A 21,426-nucleotide genomic window follows, 5' to 3' on the forward strand; every position below is an offset into this window, starting at 1 on the left:
GCAAGCGCCGATTGTGCGTGCCCCGGCCGGCGACGGGAAGCCTTCCAGTCGACCGGGTGCCGGCGAATTTTCTATTGCGAATAGTTCGCATTTATCATGCCTACCATGATCAAGGTCAAGCAACCCCCTCCAAGCCGCCTCGCCCCGGAAGAAGACATCGGCCTGCCCACCGAGGCTGCGGCCACCCTGCCCTTGCGGCGCCTGTGCAGCACGCAGTTGCTGGGCGCCGCGCGCGAACTCGAGATCGCGCATCGCGACCAGGTCTACCGCCTGCGCCTGACCTCGCTGGGCAAGCTGATCCTGACCAAATAGCGCCCAGCTCCCGCAATTAGATATATTTACAATATCTCAAAAGGAGCTCCGATGACCCAGACCCCGCATGCCAATTTCGTCGCCGGCCAATGGCTGGCCGGTGCCAGCAGCCGCGCCAATATCAACCCCTCGGACACACGCGACGAGATCGGCCGCTATGCGCAGGCCGACGCCGCCCAGACCGAACTGGCGATCGCCGCCGCCCACGCCGCTGCGCCCGCCTGGGGTCTCTCGACGCCACAACAGCGCGCCGACGCGCTGGACCGCATCGGCAGCGAGCTGCTGGCGCGCAAGGACGAGCTGGGCGAGTTGCTGAGCCGCGAGGAGGGCAAGACCCGCCCCGAGGGCGTGGGCGAGGTGGCGCGTGCCGGCGCCATCTTCAAGTTCTTCGCCCAGGAGGCGCTGCGCCAGCGCGGCGACAAGCTGGCCTCCGTGCGCCCAGGCGTGGAGATCGAGGTCACGCGCGAGCCGGTGGGCGTGGTGGGCCTGATCACGCCCTGGAACTTCCCCAGCGCGATTCCCGCCTGGAAGATCGCGCCTGCCCTGGCCTTCGGCAACACGGTGGTGTTCAAGCCGGCCGAGTTGGTGCCGGGCTCGGCCTGGGCGCTGACCGAGATCATCGCCCGCGCCGGACTGCCCGAGGGCGTATTCAATCTGGTGATGGGCCCCGGCAGCGTGGTGGGCCAGGCGCTCTTGAACGATGCGCGCGTGCAAGCGTTGAGCTTCACCGGCTCGGTGGGCACCGGCCAGCGCGTGGCCCAGGCCGCGGTGATGCGCGGCGCCAAGTTCCAGCTGGAGATGGGCGGCAAGAACCCGCAAGTCGTGCTGGACGATGCCGACCTGGCGACCGCGGTGAACTGCATCGTGCAGGGCGCCTTCTATTCCACCGGCCAGCGCTGCACCGCCGCGTCGCGCATCATCGTCACCAAGGGCATCTACCCGCGCCTGCTGGAGGCGCTGGCCCAGGCCACGCGCGAGCTGCGCGTGGGCCATGCGCTGGCCGCCGGCACGCAGATTGGCCCGGTGGTGGACGAGCAGCAACTGGCCCAGGACCTGCGCTACATCGCCATCGCCCGCGCCGAGGGCGCACGCCTGGTCGCGGGCGGCGAACCGCTGGCCCTGGAGACGCCCGGCCATTATCTGCAGCCGGCCCTGTTCGCCGATTGCGACAACGCGATGCAGCATTGCCGCGAGGAGATCTTCGGCCCGGTGGCCAGCCTGATTCCGGCCGACGATTACGAACATGCGCTGGCACTGGCCAACGACACGCCCTTTGGCCTGGCCAGCGGCATCTGCACCGGCTCGCTCAAGCACGCCAGCCACTTCAAGCGCCATGCCCAGGCCGGCATGGTGATGGTGAACCTGCCGACCGCCGGGGTCGACTATCACGTGCCCTTCGGTGGCCGCAAGGGCTCCAGCATGGGCTCGCGCGAACAAGGCAGCTATGCCGCCGAGTTCTACACCACGGTCAAGACCAGCTATTTGCAGCCCTGAAAAGCGTGTAAAGCGCACAAACCACTTTGATACCACCCTATCAAAGGGGGTGCCGGCACAACGCTCGCTTCCTAGAATTTGGCCTTGACTTATCCAAGACTTTTCCTTGGATCCGAGCACCAGAACGAGGATAAAGCGTGAAGAGCAAGAACATTCGGCGGAAGAACGGCCTTACATTGGTATCCATCATCGCCGGCCTTCTGCTGGCTCAAGCCGCACAGGCGCTGCCGGTCATCGACCTCGGCGCCGCCAAGGGCTACAGCGGCTTCTTCTTTGGCAATGTCAGCGCGGCCTCGGATGTGGAGGGCAAGCTGGCGGTAGGCGGCAATCTGACCGCAGGCTTTGACGTCGGCTACCGCAATGCCTTTGGCAGCACCGGCCCCTCGTTGGTGGTGGGCGGCAATATCAAGTTCGACGCCGGCACGGTTTACAACGGCCCCGCCTACCAGGTCGACACCAACAAGACGATTGGCCCGGGCAGCAACATTCCCTGGGTCAGCAACAACCAGTTCAAGCTGGGCAGCGCCGTCTATGGCGGCAGTGCCGACTTCAGCAATCCCTGGGGTGGCACGCACTGGCAGAAGGCCTCGTTCAGCAAGCAGGCCAACTTCCTCGACTTCGGCGCCGCCAAGACGCAGCTGAGCGGCCTGTCGACCCAGCTCAGTAGTGCCAAGGCCAACGGCAGCTGGAGCCAGCAGGGCGCCAATCTGCTGCTCAAGGGCGACAAGCAATCGGACGTGCAGATCTTCGATCTGGGCAGCCTGGGCGCGATAGGCAATATCCAGCTGAGCGACATCAAGGCCGGCGCCCACATCATCATCAACAGCAGCGCCAGCCATATCAGCTTCAGCGGCTTCCTGGGTGGCGACAAGGGCAATTCGCCGGACCTGCTGGCAGGTTCGCGTGACCGCCTGCTGTTCAACCTCGGCCACGCCAGCACGGTGAGCGTGGACACCTTCATGAACGGCAGCGTGCTGGCGGTGAACGCCGCCGTCAGCGGCACCGGCCACCTGGAAGGCAGCCTGATCGCCAATTCGCTCGGCAAGACTGCCAATGGCAGCAAGCTTGAGCTGGGCTACGAGCCGTTCACGCCGATCTCCCCCGTGCCGGAACCCGCAAGCTATGCGCTGATGTTGGCCGGCATATTGGCCCTGGGCCTGCGCGCACGGCGCTCCGCCGGGCGCGCCTGACTCAGCGCAGCGGCGCCAGGCTGCGTACCGCCTTCACCGCGCCCTCGCCCATGGCCGCGCCAAAGCGCTTGGCCAGGCGTTCGGCGACGTTGTCGCGCGGCGTGTAGTCGATCACCTCTTCGGCCTTGATCACCTCGCGCGCCACATAGTCCAGGTTGCCGAACTCGTCGGCCAGGCCCATCTTGACGGCCTCCTCGCCGTTCCAGAACAGGCCGGAGAACATCTCGGGGGTCTCGTGCAGGCGTGCGCCGCGGCCTTCCTTCACCACCTTGATGAATTGCTGGTGGATCTGATCCAGCATGGCCTGGGCATAGGCGCGCTGCCTGGCGTTCTGCGCCGTGAAGGGGTCCAGCATGCCCTTGTTTTCACCGGCGGTGAGCAGGCGCCTCTCGACGCCCAGCTTCTCCATCAGGCCGACAAAGCCGAAGCCATCCATCAGCACGCCGATCGATCCCACCAGGGAGGCCTTGTCCACGTAGATCTCGTCGGCGGCCGCGGCGATGTAGTAGGCGCCCGAGGCACACATCTCCTCGACCACGGCGTAGACCTTCTTGCCATGCTTGGCCTTGAGGCGCTTGATCTCGTCGTAGACGATGCCGGCCTGCACCGGGCTGCCGCCGGGTGAGTTGATGCGCAGCACCACGGCCTGAGCGCCATGGTCCTCGAAGGCGTTCTTGATCGCCGAAAGCAGCAGCTCGGCGCTCGCCTCGCTATCAGCGGCGATCTCGCCGCGCACCTCCACCAGGGCGGTATGCGGCGTGTTGGGCGCGCTCACATGGTGTCGCTGCGACAGCAGCACCCAGCCCACGAAGACAAAAAATGCCAGCCAGGCGACGCGATAAAAGGTCTTCCAGCGCCGGTCGCTGCGCCGGTCCTTCAGATACTCGGTGGCGAAATGCTCGAGCAGCTTCTCGTAGGCGTTCGGCGCCGCCGGGCGCGCCGCGGCGGCGCCTGGCGTGTCCAGCTTGGCGAGGATGTCCTCAGGCCTGGCGGTGGCATCCGGCACAGGGCGCGGCAATTCGTCGTTAGGATTCATGGGGTTCTGTCTTGATGGGTGCCGGCTTGGTGTCGCGGGAAGGATACCAATAGACCTGGCCCTCGCGCTCCTCCACCTCGATCTTGGTCAGTCCGATGCGGCCGCACATGCCGGTCACGCAACGCCCGGTAAGCGGGTCGTAGACCGCACCGTGGATCGAGCACATGATGTACTGCTTGTCGCTGTCAAGGAACTCGCCCTCCTGCCAATCCATCTCGGTGGGCACATGGGCGCAGCGGTTCAGATAGGCCACCACCTGGCCCTCGAAGCGCAGCGCAAAGGCGCGCGCCGGCTGGCGGTACTGCAGCACGTCAAAGCCGTGTGCGCGGCCGCGCTCCTGCAATTCGGCCGAGGGGCACAGGGGGATGGGCTGGATGTCGTCGGTCTCAGGCATGTTGGAGCAGCCAGCGCTGCAGGTCGGGCACGTCGTGGGCGATGTGCAGGGGTTCAAAGGCAGGGAAGCTGGCGTGATCATGCGCACCATAGCTGACACCCAGGCAGGCGGCCCCGGCATTGCGCGCCAGCTGCAGATCGTGGGTGGTGTCGCCAATCATCAGGGTGCGTTCGGGCTCGGTGCCAAATTCGCGCATCAACTCATGCAACATGCGCGGATCGGGCTTGCCGGCGGTTTCGTCGGCGGTGCGGCTGGCATCGAACACGCCTTGCAGTTGCACCGAGCGCAGCGCCTCGTCCAGGCCCCGGCGGCTCTTGCCGGTGGCGATGGCCAACCAATGGTGGCGCGCCTTCAGCGCCGCCAACAGCTCCAGCACACCGTCGAACAAGACCACCTCGTGCTGGGCGGCGAAATAGTGATGACGATAACGCTGGCCCAGCTCGGCATAGCGCTCGCGCGGCAGATCGGGCACCACGCGTGCCAGCGCGTCGTAGAGTCCCAGGCCGATCACATAGGCGGCGTCGGCGGCCTCCGGCACGGGCAGCCCCAGGTCGCGCGCTGCGGCCTGGATGCTGCGCGTGATCAGGGCGGTGGAGTCGAACAGGGTGCCGTCCCAGTCGAACACGATCAAATCAAACTGTTTGGGTGTCGTCATGCTTGCGCGCGCAGGGCCGCGATCAAGTTCTCACATTCAGGCGGCAAGGGTGCCAGCAACTCGATCTCCGCGCCGCTGCCGGGGTGGCTGAAGCGCAGGCGCTTGGCATGCAAGAACATGCGGTCAAAGCGCAAGGCGCCGCGCGCCATCGTGCGATTCGCCTCGAAGTCACCGTACTTGGGATCGCCGACGATGGGGTGCCCTTCGTGCGCCAGGTGCACGCGGATCTGATGGGTGCGACCGGTCTTGATGGTGACGTCCAGCAGCGTGTGCCCTTGCAGCCGCTCGGCAACCTTGACCAGGCTGACGGAGCGCTTGGCCTGGTCGGCCTGCGGGTCGTGCGAGTTCGTCACCGCGCGCACCCAGCGCTCGCCATCCGCGCCGGTGAACTTCAGCAGCGCCACATCGATGACCTTTTTGTTGGCCGCCCACTCGCCCGTCACCAGCGCCGCATAGGTCTTGCCCGTTTCACGCTCGCGGAACTGGTCCTGCAGCTTGGTGAGCGCGCTGCGCTTCTTGGCGATCAGCAGCAGGCCCGAGGTTTCCTTGTCGAGCCGGTGCACCAGTTCCAGGAACTTGGCCTGCGGGCGCGCCTGGCGCAGCTGCTCGATGACACCGAAGCTCACGCCCGAGCCGCCATGCACGGCCACGCCCGCCGGCTTGTTGACGGCGATCAACTGCTCGTCCTCGAACACGATGGGAAATTCCTTGGCCGGCACGAACTTGGCGGCCTCGTCCGTCACACGCTCGGGCAGGCGCACCGGCGGCACGCGCACCACATCGCCCAGGTTCAGACGCGTATCGGCATGCGCGCGACCCTTGTTCACACGCACCTCGCCGGCGCGGATGACGCGATAGACATGGGTCTTGGGCACACCCTTGAGCTCGCGCAAGAGGAAGTTGTCCAGGCGCTGGCCTTCCGAAGCCTCGTCGATGGTGAGCAGGCGCACGGCCGGCGCTGGCGCCGGCGTCGCTGCGCTCGGTTTCGGCGCCGGTACGGGCTGGACGGGCCTGGCCGGCAAGCGCGCCGCGCTGCGGGCGCCCCCCCCGACCTTGGGGCGGCCTTTAGCCCGTATAATGCTGCTTGCCACGATTGCGCTCTAAGTATTTGATTTTTCATATTTTACCCGGGCCTGAGCCGGGGTAAGACGAAGGCGCAAGGCGAGGCGAATGCATGAAGCCCAGGTGCGAACAGGGGTTTCAGGGCATTCACAAACGGTGATGCAACGCGTCTGCGACGCGGGCGGGCCCTGTCCCCAAGTGACCGGGCGGCCAGCGTGGCAGCGCGGAAGAGCAACGCAGTCCGAACCACGCCTGGCGTGGCCTGTATGGGGTCACGACGGGCACGAATAAGGTTTTCATCGCGTGAGGCGATCCGATCAAGAGTCGGCGCGCCTCATGCCAGCACTCGGTAGTTCCGCACGGATGATTTCCACCAATCCCCCCACCCTTTGCCGCTCGCGAGCGCAGCCCCGGCTTGATGCCGGTCAGGCCCTCGCAGACAGCCGCGAACGGGCCGCAGGCGTGATGGCACGCTTGCGCAGCGGGGATGGAGTCAGCCGCGCCGCCTACCCGAGGGCACGCGCCAACGCTGCAGGGCTGATCGCTTAGCAAAGCGGATCTCCAGCAGTCCAGGGCGATTCCTTCCTCGGTTCCACCGCGTTTCTCGTGCAGCTTATGGGTCGCCCGCTGGTGTCACAGCCAGTGGACGTCGTGATGCTGCGCGCCCCGACGGCCTGGAAGGCCTGGGGTGCGTGAGGAGTACTGATGAAACGCATGCTGATCAATGCGACGCAGCCGGAAGAGCGGCGCCTCGCAATCGTTGATGGCCAGAAACTGCTGGACTTCGAAACCGAAATCGAAGGCCGCGAGCAGCGCAAGGGCAATATCTACAAGGCCGTGGTGACACGGGTCGAGCCCTCGCTCGAGGCCTGCTTTGTGGACTACGGCGAAGACCGCCACGGCTTCCTGCCCTTCAAGGAAATCTCGCGCCAGTTCTTCCGTGACGGCGTGGATGTGCGCAATGCCAAGATCCAGGACGCCATCAAGGAAGGCCAGGAGCTGCTGGTGCAGGTGGAGAAGGAAGAGCGCGGCAACAAGGGTGCGGCGCTCACCACCTTCGTCTCGCTGGCCGGCCGCTATTTGGTGCTGATGCCCAACAACCCGCGCGGCGGTGGCGTGAGCCGCCGCATCGAGGGCGAGGACCGCGAAGAGCTGAAGGAAAACCTCGACCAGCTCGAGTACCCCAAGGGCATGAGCCTGATCGCGCGCACCGCCGGCATCGGCCGCTCGGCCGCCGAGCTGCAGTGGGACTTGAACTACATGCTCAAGCTCTGGAGCGCGATCGACGACGCCTCCAAGGGTGGCAAGGGCGCCTTCCTGATCTATCAGGAGTCCTCGCTGGTGATCCGCGCCATCCGCGACTACTTCACCGCCGACATCGGTGAGATCCTGATCGACACCGACGACCTGTTCGAACAGGCTCACCAGTTCATGAACCACGTGATGCCCGACCAGGGCCATCGCGTGAAGCGCTACCGCGACGACGCGCCGCTGTTCAGCCGTTTCCAGATCGAGCACCAGATCGAGACCGCGCACAGCCGCACCGTCAACCTGCCCTCGGGCGGCGCCATCGTGATCGACCACACCGAGGCCCTGGTCTCGGTGGACGTGAACTCGGCGCGCGCCACCCGCGGCGGTGACATCGAGGAAACCGCCACCCGTACCAATCTGGAAGCCGCCGACGAGATCGCGCGCCAGATGCGCTTGCGCGACCTGGGCGGCCTGATCGTGGTGGACTTCATCGACATGGAAGAGTCGAAGAACCGCCGCGAGGTCGAGCAGCGCCTGCGCGACGCCCTGCGCAGCGACCGCGCCCGCGTGCAGTTCGCCTCCATCAGCAAGTTCGGCCTGCTGGAACTCTCGCGCCAGCGCCTGCGCCCGGCGCTCTCCGAAGGCAACCACGTCACCTGCCCGCGCTGCAATGGCACCGGCCATATCCGCGACACCGAGTCCTCGGCGCTGCAGATCCTGCGCATGGTGCAGGAAGAGGCGATGAAGGACAACACCGCCGCCGTGCATGTGCAGGTGCCGGTGGAAGTGACCAGCTTCCTGCTCAATGAGAAGCGCACCGAGATCACCAAGATCGAGCTGAAGCAGCGCGTCACCGTGCTGCTGGTGCCCAACAAGCATCTCGAAACGCCTAACTACAAGCTGGAGCGCCTGCGCCACGACGATCCGCGCCTGGAGAACCTGCAGGCCAGCTACACCATGATCGAAGAGCCGCAGGACGAGGTGGGCATCACCCGCCGCGGCAGCGACGACAAGGGCAAGAGCAAGCAGGAGCCGGTGGTCAAGGGCATCATGCCCGAGGGCGCCGCCCCCATGCCCACCGCGCCGGCGCCCAAGCCGGTGGCGGCGGAGCCCGTGGCAGCACCGGTGGCTGCACCGGCCGCCGGCGGTGGCTTCTTCGGCTGGATCAAGAAGCTGTTCGTGGCTGCACCGGCCGAGGCTCCGACCCCGGCTGTGGAAGAAAGCAAGCCGGCCGGCGAAGGCCGCAAGGATGGCAAGCGTGAGGGTGGTCGCGATGGCCGCCGTGATCGCGGTGGTCGTGGCGAACGCGGCGAGCGTGGCGAGCGCAGCAAGCGCGGCGAGGCCCGCGCCGACGGCAAGCCGGCGGACGGCCAGCGTGCCGAACGCGGCGAGCGCGGCGAGCGTCCGGAGCGCGGTGAACGCCCCGAGCGCCAGGAGCGTGGCGGCCGCCGCAACGAGCGCGGCAGCGACAAGCCCGAACTGGCCGTGGCCGAGCAGCGCCCCGAGCGCGCGGAACGTGGCGAGCGCGGCGAGCGTGGTGGCGAAGGCCGCCGCCCGCGCGGTGAGCGCGGCGGTGAGCGCCCACAGCGCAACGAGGAAGCACGCGTGGACAGCGCTGCCCTGCAGGCCGAGCCCAGCGATGCGCAACTCGACAAGCCGGCCTTCCAGGACACCTTGCCAGAAGGCCTGGCAGCGACCGAGGCCGGCAGCGAAGAACTGCGCCAGGGCCGCCGGCGTCGCCGCCGTGGTGGCCGCGACCGCGATGACCGCGCCAGCGAAGGTGTCGAAGGCGCCGAGCTGAACCAGGAGCAGGCCGCTGCCGCCGAGCCTGCCGAAGCCGCCGAAGGCACCGAGCCCCCCGCCGCTGGCGACGAGGCCGGTGAAACCCAGGCCCGCGACGGTCGCCGCCGCCGTGGTGGCCGCAACCGCCGCGAGCGCGGCGAAGGCATGGCAGCCGATGAGGCGCAGGCCGAAGGTCTGGCCGAGTCGGGCGCGATCGCCCAGGCACCGCAGCAGATGGAACTGACCGCACCGGCCGAAGCCGCTGCGCCGGCACCGGCTCCGGCAGCGATCGCGGCACCGGCAACGCCGGTGGCCGCAGCAGCAGCCGTGGTGCCGGCCGCCGCGCCGGCCCCTGCGCCGGTGGTGCCGGCCTTCGAGCTGCCGGTGAACGATCTGCAAGCGATCGCCGCGGGCGTGGGCCTGCAGTGGGTCAATTCAGACGCCGACAAGGTGCGCGTGGTGCAGGAGGCGATCGCCGCCGAACCCAAGCCCGTGCATGTGCCGCGCGAGCGCCCGCCTCTTGTCGAGATCGACGAAGGCCCGCTGGTGCTGGTGGAGACGCGCAAGGATCTGAGCCAGTTCAAGCTGCCCTTCGAGGCCTGAGCGCCTCATGCCTTGGGCCAGCAAATGGCCCGACACCCATGCAGGCTCACGCCTGCCTACGCCGCCGCGAGTGAAAGCCCCGGCGGCGTTTTTCATGCCCTTGCCGACACCCCTGTGCAAGCCAGGCGATGGAACGAGGACCCCACAAGGTGACAACGCCCCAGACCGCGGCCAAGATGCCGCCACAGATTCCCTACATCATCGGCAACGAGGGATGCGAGCGCTTCAGCTTCTACGGCATGCGCAACATCCTGACCGTGTTCCTGATGACCAGCCTGCTGCTGTCCGTGCCCGAAGAACTGCGCAAGGGCGAGGCCAAGGAGGTGTTCCACACCTTCGTGATGGGCGTCTATTTCTTCCCCCTGCTGGGCGGCTGGCTGGCCGACCGCTTCTTCGGCAAGTACAACACCATCTTCTGGCTCAGCCTGGTCTACTGCGCCGGCCACGCCTGCCTGGCGGCCTTCGAGGGCAATATCACCGGCTTCTACACCGGCCTGTTGCTGATCTCGCTGGGTTCGGGCGGCATCAAGCCGCTGGTCAGCTCCTTCATCGGCGACCAGTTCGATCAGAGCAACCGCTCGCTGGCGCAGAAGGTCTTCGACGCCTTCTACTGGATCATCAACTTCGGCAGCTTCTTCGCCTCGCTGCTGATGCCGCTGATCCTCAAGCATTGGGGCGCCAGCATCGCCTTTGGCATTCCCGGTGTCTTCATGGCGCTGGCAACGCTGATCTTCTGGTCCGGCCGGCGCCGGTATGTGCATGTCAAGCCGACCGCGCATGAAGACCCGAACAGCTTCCTCAAAGTCGTCAAGACCGCGCTGGCTGCGGGCCTGGTGGGCAGGCTGGTGGCGCTCGCCGGTGTGCTGCTGGCGGCCTGGAGCATCAGCGCCTACCGGGACCTTGGCCTGGTGGTGGCCCTGTGTCTGGCGCTGGTGCTGGTGCTGAGCACCGGTGGCCTGGGTGCCTGGCTGCAGCTCGCCGCCGCCGAGGCACGCCATGGCCGCGAGGCCGTGCAGGCCGTGCGCACGGTGCTGCGCCTGCTGGTGCTGTTCGCGCTGGTGACGCCGTTCTGGAGCCTGTTCGACCAGAAGGCCTCGACCTGGATCCTGCAGGCCAACCAGATGAGCAAGCCCGGCTGGTTCGAGTCCTCGATGATGCAGGCGCTCAATCCGCTGCTGGTGATGCTGCTGATCCCCTTCAACAACCTGGTGCTCTACCCGCTGCTGCAACGCAGCGGCCTGCGCATCACCGCGCTGCGTCGCATGGGCGCTGGCATCGGCCTCTCGGCCATCGCCTTCGCCACGGTGGGCCTGTTCCAGCTCTGGCTCGACGGCGGCCACGCGGTCTCCATCGTCTGGCAGATCCTGCCCTATGCCATCCTGACGCTGGGCGAGGTGCTGGTGTCGGCCACCGGCCTGGAATTCGCCTACAGCCAGGCACCGCTGGCGATGAAGGGCGTGATCACCAGCTTCTGGAACCTGTCGGTGACGATTGGCAATCTGTGGGTGCTGCTGGCCAACAAGAGCGTCAAGGGCGAGGCCGTGACCGCCCATATCCAGGCCACCGGCTTCAGCGTGACGGCCTTCCAGATGTTCTTCTTCGCCGGCTTTGCCATGCTCGCTGCCCTGCTGTTCGGGCTCTATGCCCGCGGCTACCACATGCAGGACAACTACCGCCGGCAGTGAGCGGCCGCCTGGCCCGGCATGGCGCGGCGCGAACGCGCCACGCCACCTTCATTCAAGCGCTCAGCGCCTGCAGCGCCTGGTGGTAGGCCGGGTGATGCATCAACTCCTCCCAGGTCAGCGGCGCGGTCTGCGGCAGCAGGCCGGCACGGCGGGCCTCGCTCTCGGCACGCGGCTGCCAGGCGCCACTGGCTGCGGCCCGCGTCAAGTCATCGAGCAAACGATCCAGCACAGCGCCCTCATCAACAGCGCTCTGGTTGCACAGCAGCACCATGTCGCAGCCGGCCTGCAGGGCCGCCAGCGCGGCCTCGGTGTGGCCGATCTCGCGACCTTCCAGCACGCGCGCGCCACGCATACCCAGGTCGTCGCTGAAAATGGCACCACCAAAGCCCAGGCGCTCGCGCAGCAGCTCCTGCAACCAGCGCGCGCTGAAGCCCGCCGGGCGGCTGTCCACCTTGGGATAGATCACATGCGCCGGCATCACCGCGGCCAGGCTCAGGCTGAGCCAGGCAAAGGGCTGCGCATCCTCGGCCAGGATGGCCTTGAGGCTGCGCCGGTCCACCGGAACGTCCACATGGCTGTCGGCCTTGACGAAGCCATGCCCCGGGAAATGCTTGCCGCAGCTGTGCATGCCGGCCAGCAGCATGCCATGCATCAGGCTCTTGGCGAGCAAGGCCACCACGCGCGGATCGCGGTGCAGGCTGCGGTCGCCGATCACGCTGCTCTCGCCGTGGTCCAGGTCCAGTACCGGCGCGAAGCTCAGGTCCACGCCACAGGCGCGCAGCTCGCTGGCCAGCACATAGCCCGTTGCCGTCGCGGCCGCCGTGGCCCGCATCGCGTCCTCCATCCACAGCTCACCCAGGCGGCGCGCCGGCGGCAGATGAGTAAAACCGCCGGTCTTGAAGCGCTGCACGCGGCCGCCTTCCTGGTCCACCGCGATCAGGATGTCGGGGCGCAGGGCCTTGATCTCGGAGGTGAGCTCGGTGAGCTGGGCACGGCTCTCGAAATTGCGCGCGAACAGGATCAAGCCCCCCACCAGCGGGTGGGTCAGGCGGCGCCTGTCATTGGCATCCAGAGCGGTGCCGGCAATGTCCAGCACCAGGGGGGCATGCGGCATGTCGTTCATTGCTTGTTCATTCCTTGGTTTCCACCACCACAAAGGCGGTGGCGTAGTCGCTCTCGTCGCTGACGCTCACATGCGCCTGTAGGCCCTTGGCGGCGAACCATTGCGCCAGTTCACCATGCAGGCGGATCTCGGGCTTGCCGCTGGCCGCCTTGACGATCTCGCAGGCACGCCAGGTCATGGGCATGCGCATGCCCAGACCAATGGCCTTGGAAAAGGCCTCCTTGGCCGAGAAGCGCGTGGCCAGATAGGCGATGCCACGCGCCTCCACCTTGGCGCGACGCGCGCGAAACACCTCCAGCTCATGCGGACCCAGCACCTTCTCGGCAAAGCGCTCACCGCGGCGTGCCAGGGTGTCGGCGATGCGGCGGATGTCGCAGACATCGGTGCCGATGCCGTAGATCACGGCTGGTAGGCCTTTTGAATGGCGCGCTGATACTCGCGCACCGTTTCCGTGTAGCCCAGTTCCAGCGCATCGGCGATCAGGGCGTGACCGATCGAAACCTCCTGCACGCCCGGCACCTCGCGCAGAAAGGTCGTGAGGTTGTCGCGGTTCAGGTCGTGGCCGGCATTGATCCCCAGCCCCACCGCCAGCGCCGCGTTGGCGGTGGCGGTGAAGCCGGCCAGCACCTCGGCCTGGCGCGGCGTGCCGTAGGCGCTGGCATAGGTTTCGGTATAGAGCTCGATGCGATCCGCACCGAGCTCGGCCACCAGCGGCATGGCCTGCGGCAGCGGGTCCATGAACAGGCTCACGCGCACGCCCAGCGCCTTGCATTCGGCGATCAGCGGGCGCAGCCGCGCCATATCGGCGGGCAGGTTCCAGCCATGGTCGGAGGTGAACTGGTCTTCGCTATCGGGCACAAAGGTCACCTGATGGGGCCGCAGCGCGCGCACATAGTCCATCAGGTTCTGGGTCGGGTTGCCCTCGATGTTGTACTCGGCCTGGGGCCAGGTCTTGAGCAGGGCGGCCAGCTCATGCACATCCTCAGCGCGGATATGGCGCGCATCGGGGCGCGGGTGCACGGTGATGCCCTGCGCGCCCGCCAGCAGGCACAGCTCGGCCGCGCGCATAACGCTGGGAATGCCCAGATGCCGGGTATTGCGCAGCAGCGCCACCTTGTTGACGTTGACGGAGAGGGCGCAGCGCGCGTCTTGATGATGACGCGAGGCCTCGGGGGCCACCAAAGGATTCATGGTCGGATCGACTCAGGCGAGGAGTTTCTGCACATCCAGCATCACGGCACGCGTGCGCAGGGGCTTGTGGCCCAGATGATAGTGAAGCAGGCCACGCAGCGCCGTCTTGAGTGCGGGTAGCGCCCCCATGCAGGCCTGCTGCAGGGCTTCGACGCTGCCATGCAGCAGGGCAGCCTGCAGCTGTATCAGCTCGGCGCCCTTGAAATGCGCACCCGCATGGCTGGAAGGCACGACGCCCGACTCGGCCGTGAGCATATAGCTGCGCTCCAGCTCGAGCGGCAGCTGGGTGGGCGTAACGAGGCTGAGATCCGGCAGCAGGCCGCTGTCGTTCAGCAGGCGCAGCTCGAAGGCGCGCAGGGCCGCTTGCGACTGCGCATCCTCGCTGGCATGCAGCAGCGGCAGGGTCTGGGCATAGGCATCGAAAAGCTGGGGATGCGGGTCCTGACGTGCCAGCAGCTTGAGCAGGAGCTCGTTCAGGTAGTAGCCCGAGAACAGCGCCGCGCCGGCCGGCATGGCGTGGCTGCTGGCCCATTCGGCACCGCGCAGGGTCTGCACCTCGGGACCGCCATCGCCCTTGCTGGGCTTGGACAGGCTGACCTGGATGCGCTGGAAGGGCAGCAACACGGCGCGCAGCTGCGAGTAGGGCCTCTTGGCACCCTTGGCCACCACCGCAAGGCGCCCCTGCTCGCGCGTGAACAGGTCCAGGATCAGGCTGGACTCGCTCCAGTCGTAGTGGTGCAGCACATAGGCCAGCTGCGCGGCCGGGGCACGCGCGCCACGCACAGACATTATTCGTAGCCGTAGGAGCGCAGGTGTTCCTCGCTGTCGGCCCAGCCGGAGCGCACCTTGACCCACAGCTCCAGGAACACGCGGCCGTCCATCAGGTGCTCAAGCTCCTGGCGCGATTCCGAGCCTATGCGCTTGAGCAGTTCACCGCCCTGGCCTATCACCATGCCCTTGTGGGCATCGCGCTCGACCACGATGGAAGCGGAGATGCGGCGCAGCTCGCCCTCGTCTTCCCATTTGTCTATCACCACCGTCGAGGTGTAGGGCAGCTCGTCGCCGGTGAGGCGGAACAGCTTCTCGCGGATGATCTCGCTGGCGAGGAACTTCTCGCTGCGGTCGGTCAGCGCGTCTTCGTCGTAGAACCAGCCCTGCTCGGGCAGATAGGGCTTGAGGATCTTGAAGAGGCGCTGCACATCGGCCTCCTTCTTGGCCGACAGCGGCACGAACTCGCTGAAGTTGCGGCGCTCCTGCATGCCCTTGAGCCAGGGCGCCAGCTCGGCGCGGCGGTGCACGGCATCGAGCTTGTTGGCGATCAGCACCACCGGCTTGTCCTCGGGCAGCAGGGCCAGCACCTTGGCGTCGTCCAGGCCGAAGCGGCCGGCCTCGACCACGAACAGCACCAGGTCCACGTCGGACAGCACGCCATGCACGGTCCGGTTCAGATTGCGGTTCAGCGCCGCATTGTGCTTGGTCTGGAAGCCGGGCGTATCGACGAAAACGAACTGCGCCTCGTCCACGGTACGCACGCCGGTGATGCGATGCCTGGTGGTCTGCGCCTTGTTGGAGGTGATGCTGACCTTCTGGCCGACCAGCGCGTTCAGCAGCGTCGACTTGCCCACATTGGGTCGGCCGACGATGGCGATCAGCCCGCAGCGTTGCGCCGGGCTCGCGCCCTGCTCGGACTCGGGGGTGTTGGTGATGTTGTTCATGGTGTGACGGCGGGTAGCAGCCGCCCCAGGAAAATGGAGTCGTGGTGGAGGTCTCAGTCGCGCAAGCCGGTGCCGGGCTTGTCGCGCGACATCAATTCATCAAGCATACGCCGTGCGGCGTCCTGCTCGGCGGCGCGCCGCGAGCGGCCCTCGCCGCTCTTGGCCAGATTCAATGCCGGTACCGCGCATTCGACCGCAAAGGTCTGGGCATGAGCCTGGCCGCGGGTCTCGGTGATGCGGTAGCTGGGCACCGCCAGGCGGCGCGCCTGCAGCAACTCCTGCAGCGCGGTCTTGGCATCCTTGGCCCAGTTGTCGCTCACCGAACCGTTGATCAGTTCGCCCAGCAGGCCGCGCACCAGTTCAAGCGCCGCTGCATAGCCGCCGTCCAGAAAGGCCGCCCCAATGATGGCCTCGGTGGCATCCGCCAGGATGGAGGGGCGCTGGGCGCCACCGCCGCGCGCCTCGCCCTCGCTCATGCGCAAGACCTCGGGCAGGCCCAGGCCCAGGGCCAGGCGGTGCAGGCTGTCCTCGCGCACCAGGTGGGCGCGTATGCGCGTCAGGTCGCCCTCGTCGGAGCCCGCGAAACGCGCGTACAGCAGGCTCGAAACCGCCAGGCTCAACACCGCGTCACCCAGGAACTCCAGGCGCTCGTTGTGATCGGCGCCGAAGCTGCGATGCGTCAACGCCCTCACCAGCAGGCCCGGATCGGCAAACTGATAGCCAAGCCTTTGCTGCAGGGAATCCAGCGGCGTCTTCATGAACTTGCTCAGTGCGAACGTCCTTCGTATTTGATCACTAGCGAGACCGGGCCGCCGAGCTCCACCTGCTTCGCGTAAGCGAAGCTGATCATGACCTTGTCGTTTTCCTTGGTGATCACCAGATCGTGCGCACCAATGCTGGTGATTGAATATTCGACCTGCTTGATGCGCTCGAACTCGGCGCGCGCCAGCGGCACGGTGGCCGGGTTGCCCTTGGCAATGCGATCGACCGCGCTCTGGATGGTGTAGAACTCGATCACCGTGGGCACGACGCGCAGGCCCACGACGGCCGTGAAGCCGATCAGGGCGCCCCAGAACAACAAGCCGAGCAGGCTCAAACCACGCTGCTGGTGTCTGCGCATAGGCCTCATGGATCTCATCCCCCGTCTTGTGCTGATGCGGCTCAGTTGAAGGAGCCGATGCGTTTCAGGTTACCGAAATTCATCCAAACAAAGAAGGCCTTGCCAACGATGTTCTCGTCCGGCACGAAGCCCCAGAAACGCGAGTCGCGCGAGTTGTCGCGGTTGTCGCCCAGCATGAAGTAATGGCCGGCCGGCACCTTGCAAGTCACGCCCTCGGGGCTGTACCCGCAGTTCTCCTGGAAGGGGAACGGCCCATCCTTGCGATCCGGGCGAAACAACGGCTGGCGCTGCGTGTTCACCAGCAACTGATGTTCCTTCTCACCCAGCTTCTCGGTGAAACGCTGGCGGTACTGCATCGAATCTTCGTCGTAGTAGTCGCCTTGCGACTGCACCGGCACCAGTTGGCCATTGATGTAGAGGCGCTGGTTCAGGTAGCTGACCTCGTCGCCGGGGACGGCCGCCACGCGCTTGATAAAGTCCATGCTGGTGTCCTCGGGGTAGCGGAACACCATCACATCGCCGCGCGCCACGTCGTGGTTGGCGATGATCTTCTTGTTGATCACCGGCAGGCGCACGCCGTAGTGGAACTTGTTCACCAGGATCAGGTCGCCCACCAGCAGGGTCGGCACCATCGATCCCGAGGGGATCTTGAAGGGCTCGAACAGGAAGGAGCGCAGCAGGAACACGATCAAAATCACCGGGAACAGCCCGGCGGTCCAGTCCAGCCACCAGGGCTGGCGCAGGATCTCCTCGCGCGCACCCTCCACATTGCCGTCCACACGCGTAATGCCCTGCGCGGCCAGAGCGGCGCGGCGCTTGCTATCGCTGTCCAGCAGAGCGGCAGCCGTGCGCTCACGCGCCGGCTGGAAGTGAAAGCGCTCCGCCAGCCAATAGGCCATCGTCACCGCGGTCAGGATGAAAAGCAGCAGCGAAAAGTTGCCGCTCCAGTAGCCGGTGTACCAGCCACCCAGGTAGGCGATCAGGACAGCGTAAAGAATTCCGGTCAGCGCACTCATGAAGTCCTGTGGTTCTATTTGTCTATCAATCGTCGACTTGGAGGATGGCGAGGAAGGCTTCTTGCGGCACCTCGACGGTACCGATCTGCTTCATGCGCTTCTTGCCCGCCTTCTGCTTTTCCAGCAGCTTGCGTTTGCGGGTGATGTCGCCGCCGTAGCATTTTGCCAGCACGTTCTTGCGCATCGCCTTGATGTTCTCGCGCGCGATGATGTTGGCGCCGATGGCCGCCTGGATCGCCACGTCATACATCTGGCGCGGGATCTGCTCGCGCATCTTGGCAGCCACCGCGCGGCCGCGGTACTGGCTCTGTGCGCGGTGCACGATGATGGACAGCGCGTCGACGCGATCGCCGTTGATGAGGATGTCGACCTTCACCACGTCGGAGGCGCGGTACTCCTTGAACTCGTAGTCCATCGAGGCATAGCCGCGCGACACGCTCTTGAGCTTGTCGAAGAAGTCCAGCACGATCTCGGCCAGCGGCATCTCGTAGGTGAGCATGACCTGGCGACCGTGGTAGGCCATATTGATCTGGCTGCCGCGCTTCTGGTTGGCCAGCGTCATCACCGGGCCCACATAGTCCTGCGGCATGTACAGATGCACGGTCACGATGGGCTCGCGGATCTCCTGGATCTGCCCCACCTCGGGCATCTTGCTGGGGTTCTCGACCTCGATCACCGTGCCGTCACCGATCACCACCTGGTAGACCACGCTGGGCGCGGTGGTGATCAGATCCTGGTCGAACTCGCGCTCCAGGCGCTCCTGCACGATCTCCATGTGAAGCAGGCCCAAGAAGCCGCAGCGGAAGCCGAAGCCCAGCGCCTGGCTGACCTCGGGCTCGTAGCGCAGCGAGGAGTCGTTGAGCTTGAGCTTTTCCAGCGCGTCGCGCAGCGAGTCGTACTCGCTCGCCTCGGTGGGGTACAGCCCGGCGAACACCTGGGGTTGGATTTCCTTGAAGCCGGGCAGCGCCTGCTCGGCCGGGCCGAGGTTGTTGGGCAGCTTCTTTTCCAGCGTGATGGTGTCGCCGACCTTGGCGGCCTGCAACTCCTTGATGCCGGCGATGACGAAACCCACCTCGCCCGCGTTCAGTTGCTCGCGCGGCTCAGACTTGGGCGAGAACACACCCAGATGCTCGGCAGGGTAGACGGCGTTGGAGGCCATCATGCGGATGCGCTCGCCCTTCTTCAGCGTGCCATCGACCACGCGCACCAGCATCACCACGCCCACATAGGCGTCGTACCAGGAGTCGATGATCATGGCGCGCAGCGGCGCCTCCACCACGCCCTTGGGCGGCGGCATGCGCGCGATCACGGCCTCGAGGATCTCGTCGATGCCCATGCCGGTCTTGGCGCTGCAGGGAATGGCGTCGGTGGCGTCGATACCGATCACGTCCTCGATCTCGGCCTTGGCGTTGTCCGGATCGGCCGAGGCCAGGTCCATCTTGTTGAGCACCGGCACCACCTCGACGCCGAGGTCCAGCGCGGTATAGCAGTTCGCCACCGTCTGCGCCTCGACACCCTGGCTGGCGTCCACCACCAGCAGCGCCCCCTCGCAGGCCGAGAGTGAGCGGCTCACCTCGTACGAGAAGTCCACATGCCCGGGCGTGTCGATGAGGTTGAGGTTGTAGGTATTGCCGTCCTTGGCGGTGTACTGCAGCGCGGCGGTCTGCGCCTTGATGGTGATGCCGCGCTCGCGCTCGATGTCCATCGAGTCCAGCACCTGCGCTTCCATCTCCCGATCCGAGAGCCCCCCGCAACGCTGAATGATGCGATCCGCCAGCGTGCTCTTGCCGTGGTCGATGTGGGCGATGATGGAGAAATTACGGATGTGATTCATGGACTCAATCGCGGTCTGTTCGGCCGGAAGCTTCAACGGCGAAGCCGTTGCATGGAAGGCTCATATCGCGAAGCGATGTGAAGGCCCAGAGGGCCGTGCCGAACATAAAAAAAAGGCACGTCGAAACGGTGACGCGCCTTCCAACAAAACGTATGGCAACTGCTTGTTGGGCCTTCATTGTAGCCAAAAGCCCCCGCCTGGAAACCGCACCGTTGCTGCATTTCCCGTCGTTGCGGGCCGCCAACATCAAACTTGTGCACAACTTATCCACAATTCAGCCTGGATATCCTGTGGATGTTTGACGCAGCGTCCGAGCTTGCCCGCATTGTCCGGTCCCGATGCGTGCAAAGCGGCCCTGGAAGCCAAGGATTCTATCCGATCAAGGACTCAATCCCTCGCCCAGGGCTGCCGGCAGGAGCCGGCGCCAGTGACCCAAGGGGCCAGCGGCGACCCTGCAAGCTGCCGAATGCGCGCCCCTTTTCTGCATTGCGGAAAGACCCGCCGCCAGACTCGGATGCCCGCGCTCAGCGCCCGGGCTTCAAGAGCACGATATTCACCGCATCCCCGCGCCGCACCACCAGGCTCACGACCTTGGCCTTGTCCAGCCGGGCAATGGCCGCCTGAAACTGCTTGACGCTGGCGATCTCGGCATTGTCGATGGCCAGAATCAAATCACCCTCGCGCAGGCCCGCGCGCGCTGCTGCACCCTCGGCCGCATCCACGCGAACGCCGCCACGAAGCTTGAGCTCGCGCTTCTGTGCATCGGACAGCTCCGACACCGTCAGGCCCAGGGCCGGTGCCACTTTCGGGGCGGCCTCGCTGGCGCGCTGCGGCTTCTCGTCCTCCAGTTCGCCAACCACGATGGGCAGGTCCTTGTAGGCGCCGCGGCGGAATACCTGCAGGCTGACCTTGCTGCCGGGCTTGGTGGCACCGACGACGCGCCGCAGGTCGCTGGCCTTCTCCACCGGCCTGCCGTCGAACTTGACGATCACATCGCCGCCTTCCACGCCGGCCTTCTCCGCGGGGCTGCCTTCGACGACACGCCGCACCATCGCCCCCATCGGCTTGCCGAGGCCGATCGCCTCGGCCACCTCGCGGCTGACATCCACCGGGTCGACGCCGATGCGGCCACGGATGACCCGGCCGCCGTTGCGCAGTTGCTCGGCCACGCGCTGCGCCTCGTCGATCGGGATCGCAAAGGAGATGCCCATGAAGCCGCCCGACTGGCTGTAGATCTGCGAGTTGATACCCACCACCTCGCCGCGCATATTCAGCAGCGGGCCACCCGAATTTCCCGGGTTGATGGCCACGTCGGTCTGGATGAAGGGCAGGAAGTCGCCGGTGTCGCGCGCCTTGGCACTCACGATGCCGGCGGTAACGGTGTTGTCGAAGCCAAAGGGCGAACCGATGGCCAGCACCCATTCGCCCACCTTGAGCTTGCTGACGTCGCCCAGCTTCACGGCCGGCAGGCCCGCGGCCTCGATCTTCACCACCGCCACGTCCGTGCGGGCATCGGCGCCTATCAGCTTGGCCTTGAACTCGCGCTTGTCGGTCAGTGTCACCAGCAGCTCGTCGGCGCCGTCGACCACATGGGCATTGGTCATCACGTAACCGTCGGTGCTGATCAGAAAGCCCGAGCCCACGCCACGGCGCTGCGGCTGGTCATCGTCGCCGCGCGGCGCGCCACGGCGCTGGTTCGGCGCCGGGATGCCGAAGCGGCGCAGAAACTCGAGCATCTGCTCGTCCAGCTCCGGCATATTGGGGCTGGCCTTGAGCCGCTCCGAGGTGCGAATATTGACGACCGCCGGGCCCACGCGCTCCACCAGTTGGGTGAAGTCGGGCAAGGCCGGCTGGACGGGCGCGATCTGCGCCTGCACGGACTGCAACTGCAGGGCGGCGGCCATCAGCGGCAGGAAAAGAAGAATGCGTCGAACCGGCTGGCTGAGCAACATGGCGCATGGCC

At 66.2% G+C, this 21,426-nt stretch carries 19 protein-coding genes; 5 read left to right on the forward strand and 14 right to left on the reverse strand.

The window, feature by feature from the left end; all coding sequences use genetic code 11:
* Positions 1-105 precede the first annotated feature (105 nt).
* The 3 genes from hemP to WG898_RS15980 all read left to right on the forward strand — a co-directional run bounded on the left by hemP (position 106) and on the right by WG898_RS15980 (position 2,996).
* Positions 106-312: a hemin uptake protein HemP gene (gene hemP, locus WG898_RS15970; protein WP_339603793.1), complete on the forward strand. Its 207-nt coding sequence runs from the start codon at positions 106-108 to the stop codon at positions 310-312.
* Positions 313-363: 51 nt separating this feature from the next.
* Entirely contained in the window at positions 364-1,806 is a 1,443-nt protein-coding gene (locus WG898_RS15975) for an aldehyde dehydrogenase family protein (protein WP_339603794.1), read from the forward strand.
* 137 nt (positions 1,807-1,943) lie between these two features.
* The gene (locus WG898_RS15980) at positions 1,944-2,996 is read left to right on the forward strand and encodes a choice-of-anchor A family protein (RefSeq protein WP_339603795.1); all 1,053 of its coding nucleotides are present in this window, start codon (positions 1,944-1,946) and stop codon (positions 2,994-2,996) included.
* A gap of 1 nt (position 2,997) precedes the next feature.
* Here WG898_RS15980 and WG898_RS15985 read toward each other — a convergent pair whose 3' ends face one another.
* Genes WG898_RS15985 through WG898_RS16000 form a run of 4 tightly spaced genes read right to left on the reverse strand, consistent with a single transcriptional unit; the run spans position 2,998 to position 6,031 of the window.
* Positions 2,998-4,032, reverse strand: coding sequence for a S49 family peptidase (locus WG898_RS15985; RefSeq protein ID WP_339603796.1), 1,035 nt, complete (start codon positions 4,030-4,032; stop codon positions 2,998-3,000).
* Entirely contained in the window at positions 4,022-4,426 is a 405-nt protein-coding gene (locus tag WG898_RS15990) for a Rieske (2Fe-2S) protein (RefSeq protein ID WP_339603797.1), read from the reverse strand. The genes WG898_RS15985 and WG898_RS15990 overlap by 11 nt, the downstream gene beginning before the upstream one ends.
* On the reverse strand, positions 4,419-5,081 hold the full coding sequence (locus WG898_RS15995) for an HAD family hydrolase (RefSeq protein ID WP_339603798.1): 663 nt from the start codon (positions 5,079-5,081) through the stop codon (positions 4,419-4,421). Before WG898_RS15995 ends, WG898_RS15990 begins: the two co-directional genes overlap by 8 nt.
* Positions 5,078-6,031, reverse strand: a complete 954-nt coding sequence (locus WG898_RS16000; RefSeq protein WP_339603799.1) for an RluA family pseudouridine synthase — start codon at positions 6,029-6,031, stop codon at positions 5,078-5,080. Before WG898_RS16000 ends, WG898_RS15995 begins: the two co-directional genes overlap by 4 nt.
* Positions 6,032-6,848: 817 nt before the next feature.
* Between WG898_RS16000 and WG898_RS16005 the strand changes: the two genes are divergently transcribed.
* Together WG898_RS16005 and WG898_RS16010 are read left to right on the forward strand one after the other, a co-directional pair.
* A complete protein-coding gene (locus WG898_RS16005) occupies positions 6,849-9,779 on the forward strand; it encodes an Rne/Rng family ribonuclease (RefSeq protein WP_339603800.1) in 2,931 nt (976 codons plus the stop codon).
* A 176-nt stretch (positions 9,780-9,955) separates the two neighbouring features.
* A complete protein-coding gene (locus WG898_RS16010; RefSeq protein ID WP_339603862.1) occupies positions 9,956-11,464 on the forward strand; it encodes a POT-type proton-dependent oligopeptide transporter in 1,509 nt (502 codons plus the stop codon).
* 52 nt (positions 11,465-11,516) lie between these two features.
* Here the strand turns inward: WG898_RS16010 and nagZ are convergent, their stop codons facing one another.
* From nagZ to WG898_RS16060, 10 genes are all read right to left on the reverse strand, one after another.
* A complete protein-coding gene (nagZ, locus tag WG898_RS16015; protein ID WP_444718958.1) occupies positions 11,517-12,578 on the reverse strand; it encodes a beta-N-acetylhexosaminidase in 1,062 nt (353 codons plus the stop codon).
* Between the two features lie 16 nt (positions 12,579-12,594).
* The gene (acpS, locus tag WG898_RS16020; protein WP_339603802.1) at positions 12,595-12,990 is read right to left on the reverse strand and encodes a holo-ACP synthase; all 396 of its coding nucleotides are present in this window, start codon (positions 12,988-12,990) and stop codon (positions 12,595-12,597) included.
* Positions 12,987-13,778 carry a pyridoxine 5'-phosphate synthase gene (locus WG898_RS16025; protein WP_339603803.1) on the reverse strand — a complete coding sequence of 264 codons (792 nt, stop codon included), beginning with the start codon at positions 13,776-13,778 and terminating at the stop codon, positions 12,987-12,989. The genes acpS and WG898_RS16025 overlap by 4 nt, the downstream gene beginning before the upstream one ends.
* Before the next feature lie 12 nt (positions 13,779-13,790).
* Positions 13,791-14,567 (reverse strand): DNA repair protein RecO, encoded by a 777-nt coding sequence (gene recO / locus WG898_RS16030; RefSeq protein ID WP_339603804.1) that lies wholly within the window; start codon positions 14,565-14,567, stop codon positions 13,791-13,793.
* Complete coding sequence (gene era / locus WG898_RS16035; protein WP_339603805.1) at positions 14,567-15,493, reverse strand: GTPase Era; 927 nt, start codon at positions 15,491-15,493, stop codon at positions 14,567-14,569. Before era ends, recO begins: the two co-directional genes overlap by 1 nt.
* 53 nt (positions 15,494-15,546) lie before the next feature.
* On the reverse strand, positions 15,547-16,251 hold the full coding sequence (gene rnc, locus WG898_RS16040; RefSeq protein WP_339603806.1) for a ribonuclease III: 705 nt from the start codon (positions 16,249-16,251) through the stop codon (positions 15,547-15,549).
* 8 nt (positions 16,252-16,259) lie between these two features.
* Positions 16,260-16,613: a DUF4845 domain-containing protein gene (locus WG898_RS16045; protein ID WP_339603807.1), complete on the reverse strand. Its 354-nt coding sequence runs from the start codon at positions 16,611-16,613 to the stop codon at positions 16,260-16,262.
* 41 nt (positions 16,614-16,654) lie between these two features.
* Positions 16,655-17,629, reverse strand: a complete 975-nt coding sequence (lepB, locus tag WG898_RS16050) for a signal peptidase I (RefSeq protein WP_339603808.1) — start codon at positions 17,627-17,629, stop codon at positions 16,655-16,657.
* Between the two features lie 25 nt (positions 17,630-17,654).
* The gene (gene lepA, locus WG898_RS16055; RefSeq protein WP_339603809.1) at positions 17,655-19,463 is read right to left on the reverse strand and encodes a translation elongation factor 4; all 1,809 of its coding nucleotides are present in this window, start codon (positions 19,461-19,463) and stop codon (positions 17,655-17,657) included.
* 524 nt (positions 19,464-19,987) lie between these two features.
* On the reverse strand, positions 19,988-21,415 hold the full coding sequence (locus WG898_RS16060; protein WP_444718955.1) for a DegQ family serine endoprotease: 1,428 nt from the start codon (positions 21,413-21,415) through the stop codon (positions 19,988-19,990).
* Positions 21,416-21,426 lie beyond the last annotated feature (11 nt).

The sequence above is a fragment of the Paucibacter soli genome (assembly GCF_037482845.1).
GTDB classification, from domain to species: domain Bacteria; phylum Pseudomonadota; class Gammaproteobacteria; order Burkholderiales; family Burkholderiaceae_C; genus Paucibacter_B; species Paucibacter_B soli.

Excerpts from the sequence above, each read along its gene's own strand:
- hemP (WP_339603793.1), top strand. The coding sequence starts at position 106 with ATGATCAAGGTCAAGCAACCCCCTCCAAGCCGCCTCGCCCCGGAAGAA.
- WG898_RS16025 (WP_339603803.1), bottom strand. The coding sequence starts at position 13,778 with ATGAATCCTTTGGTGGCCCCCGAGGCCTCGCGTCATCATCAAGACGCG.
- WG898_RS15990 (WP_339603797.1), bottom strand. The coding sequence starts at position 4,426 with ATGCCTGAGACCGACGACATCCAGCCCATCCCCCTGTGCCCCTCGGCC.
- WG898_RS16005 (WP_339603800.1), top strand. The coding sequence starts at position 6,849 with ATGAAACGCATGCTGATCAATGCGACGCAGCCGGAAGAGCGGCGCCTC.
- nagZ (WP_444718958.1), bottom strand. The coding sequence starts at position 12,578 with ATGCCGCATGCCCCCCTGGTGCTGGACATTGCCGGCACCGCTCTGGAT.
- WG898_RS15985 (WP_339603796.1), bottom strand. The coding sequence starts at position 4,032 with ATGAATCCTAACGACGAATTGCCGCGCCCTGTGCCGGATGCCACCGCC.
- lepB (WP_339603808.1), bottom strand. The coding sequence starts at position 17,629 with ATGAGTGCGCTGACCGGAATTCTTTACGCTGTCCTGATCGCCTACCTG.
- WG898_RS15975 (WP_339603794.1), top strand. The coding sequence starts at position 364 with ATGACCCAGACCCCGCATGCCAATTTCGTCGCCGGCCAATGGCTGGCC.
- era (WP_339603805.1), bottom strand. The coding sequence starts at position 15,493 with ATGAACAACATCACCAACACCCCCGAGTCCGAGCAGGGCGCGAGCCCG.
- WG898_RS16060 (WP_444718955.1), bottom strand. The coding sequence starts at position 21,415 with ATGTTGCTCAGCCAGCCGGTTCGACGCATTCTTCTTTTCCTGCCGCTG.
- rnc (WP_339603806.1), bottom strand. The coding sequence starts at position 16,251 with ATGAAGACGCCGCTGGATTCCCTGCAGCAAAGGCTTGGCTATCAGTTT.
- lepA (WP_339603809.1), bottom strand. The coding sequence starts at position 19,463 with ATGAATCACATCCGTAATTTCTCCATCATCGCCCACATCGACCACGGC.
- WG898_RS16045 (WP_339603807.1), bottom strand. The coding sequence starts at position 16,613 with ATGCGCAGACACCAGCAGCGTGGTTTGAGCCTGCTCGGCTTGTTGTTC.
- WG898_RS15995 (WP_339603798.1), bottom strand. The coding sequence starts at position 5,081 with ATGACGACACCCAAACAGTTTGATTTGATCGTGTTCGACTGGGACGGC.
- recO (WP_339603804.1), bottom strand. The coding sequence starts at position 14,567 with ATGTCTGTGCGTGGCGCGCGTGCCCCGGCCGCGCAGCTGGCCTATGTG.
- WG898_RS16010 (WP_339603862.1), top strand. The coding sequence starts at position 9,956 with ATGCCGCCACAGATTCCCTACATCATCGGCAACGAGGGATGCGAGCGC.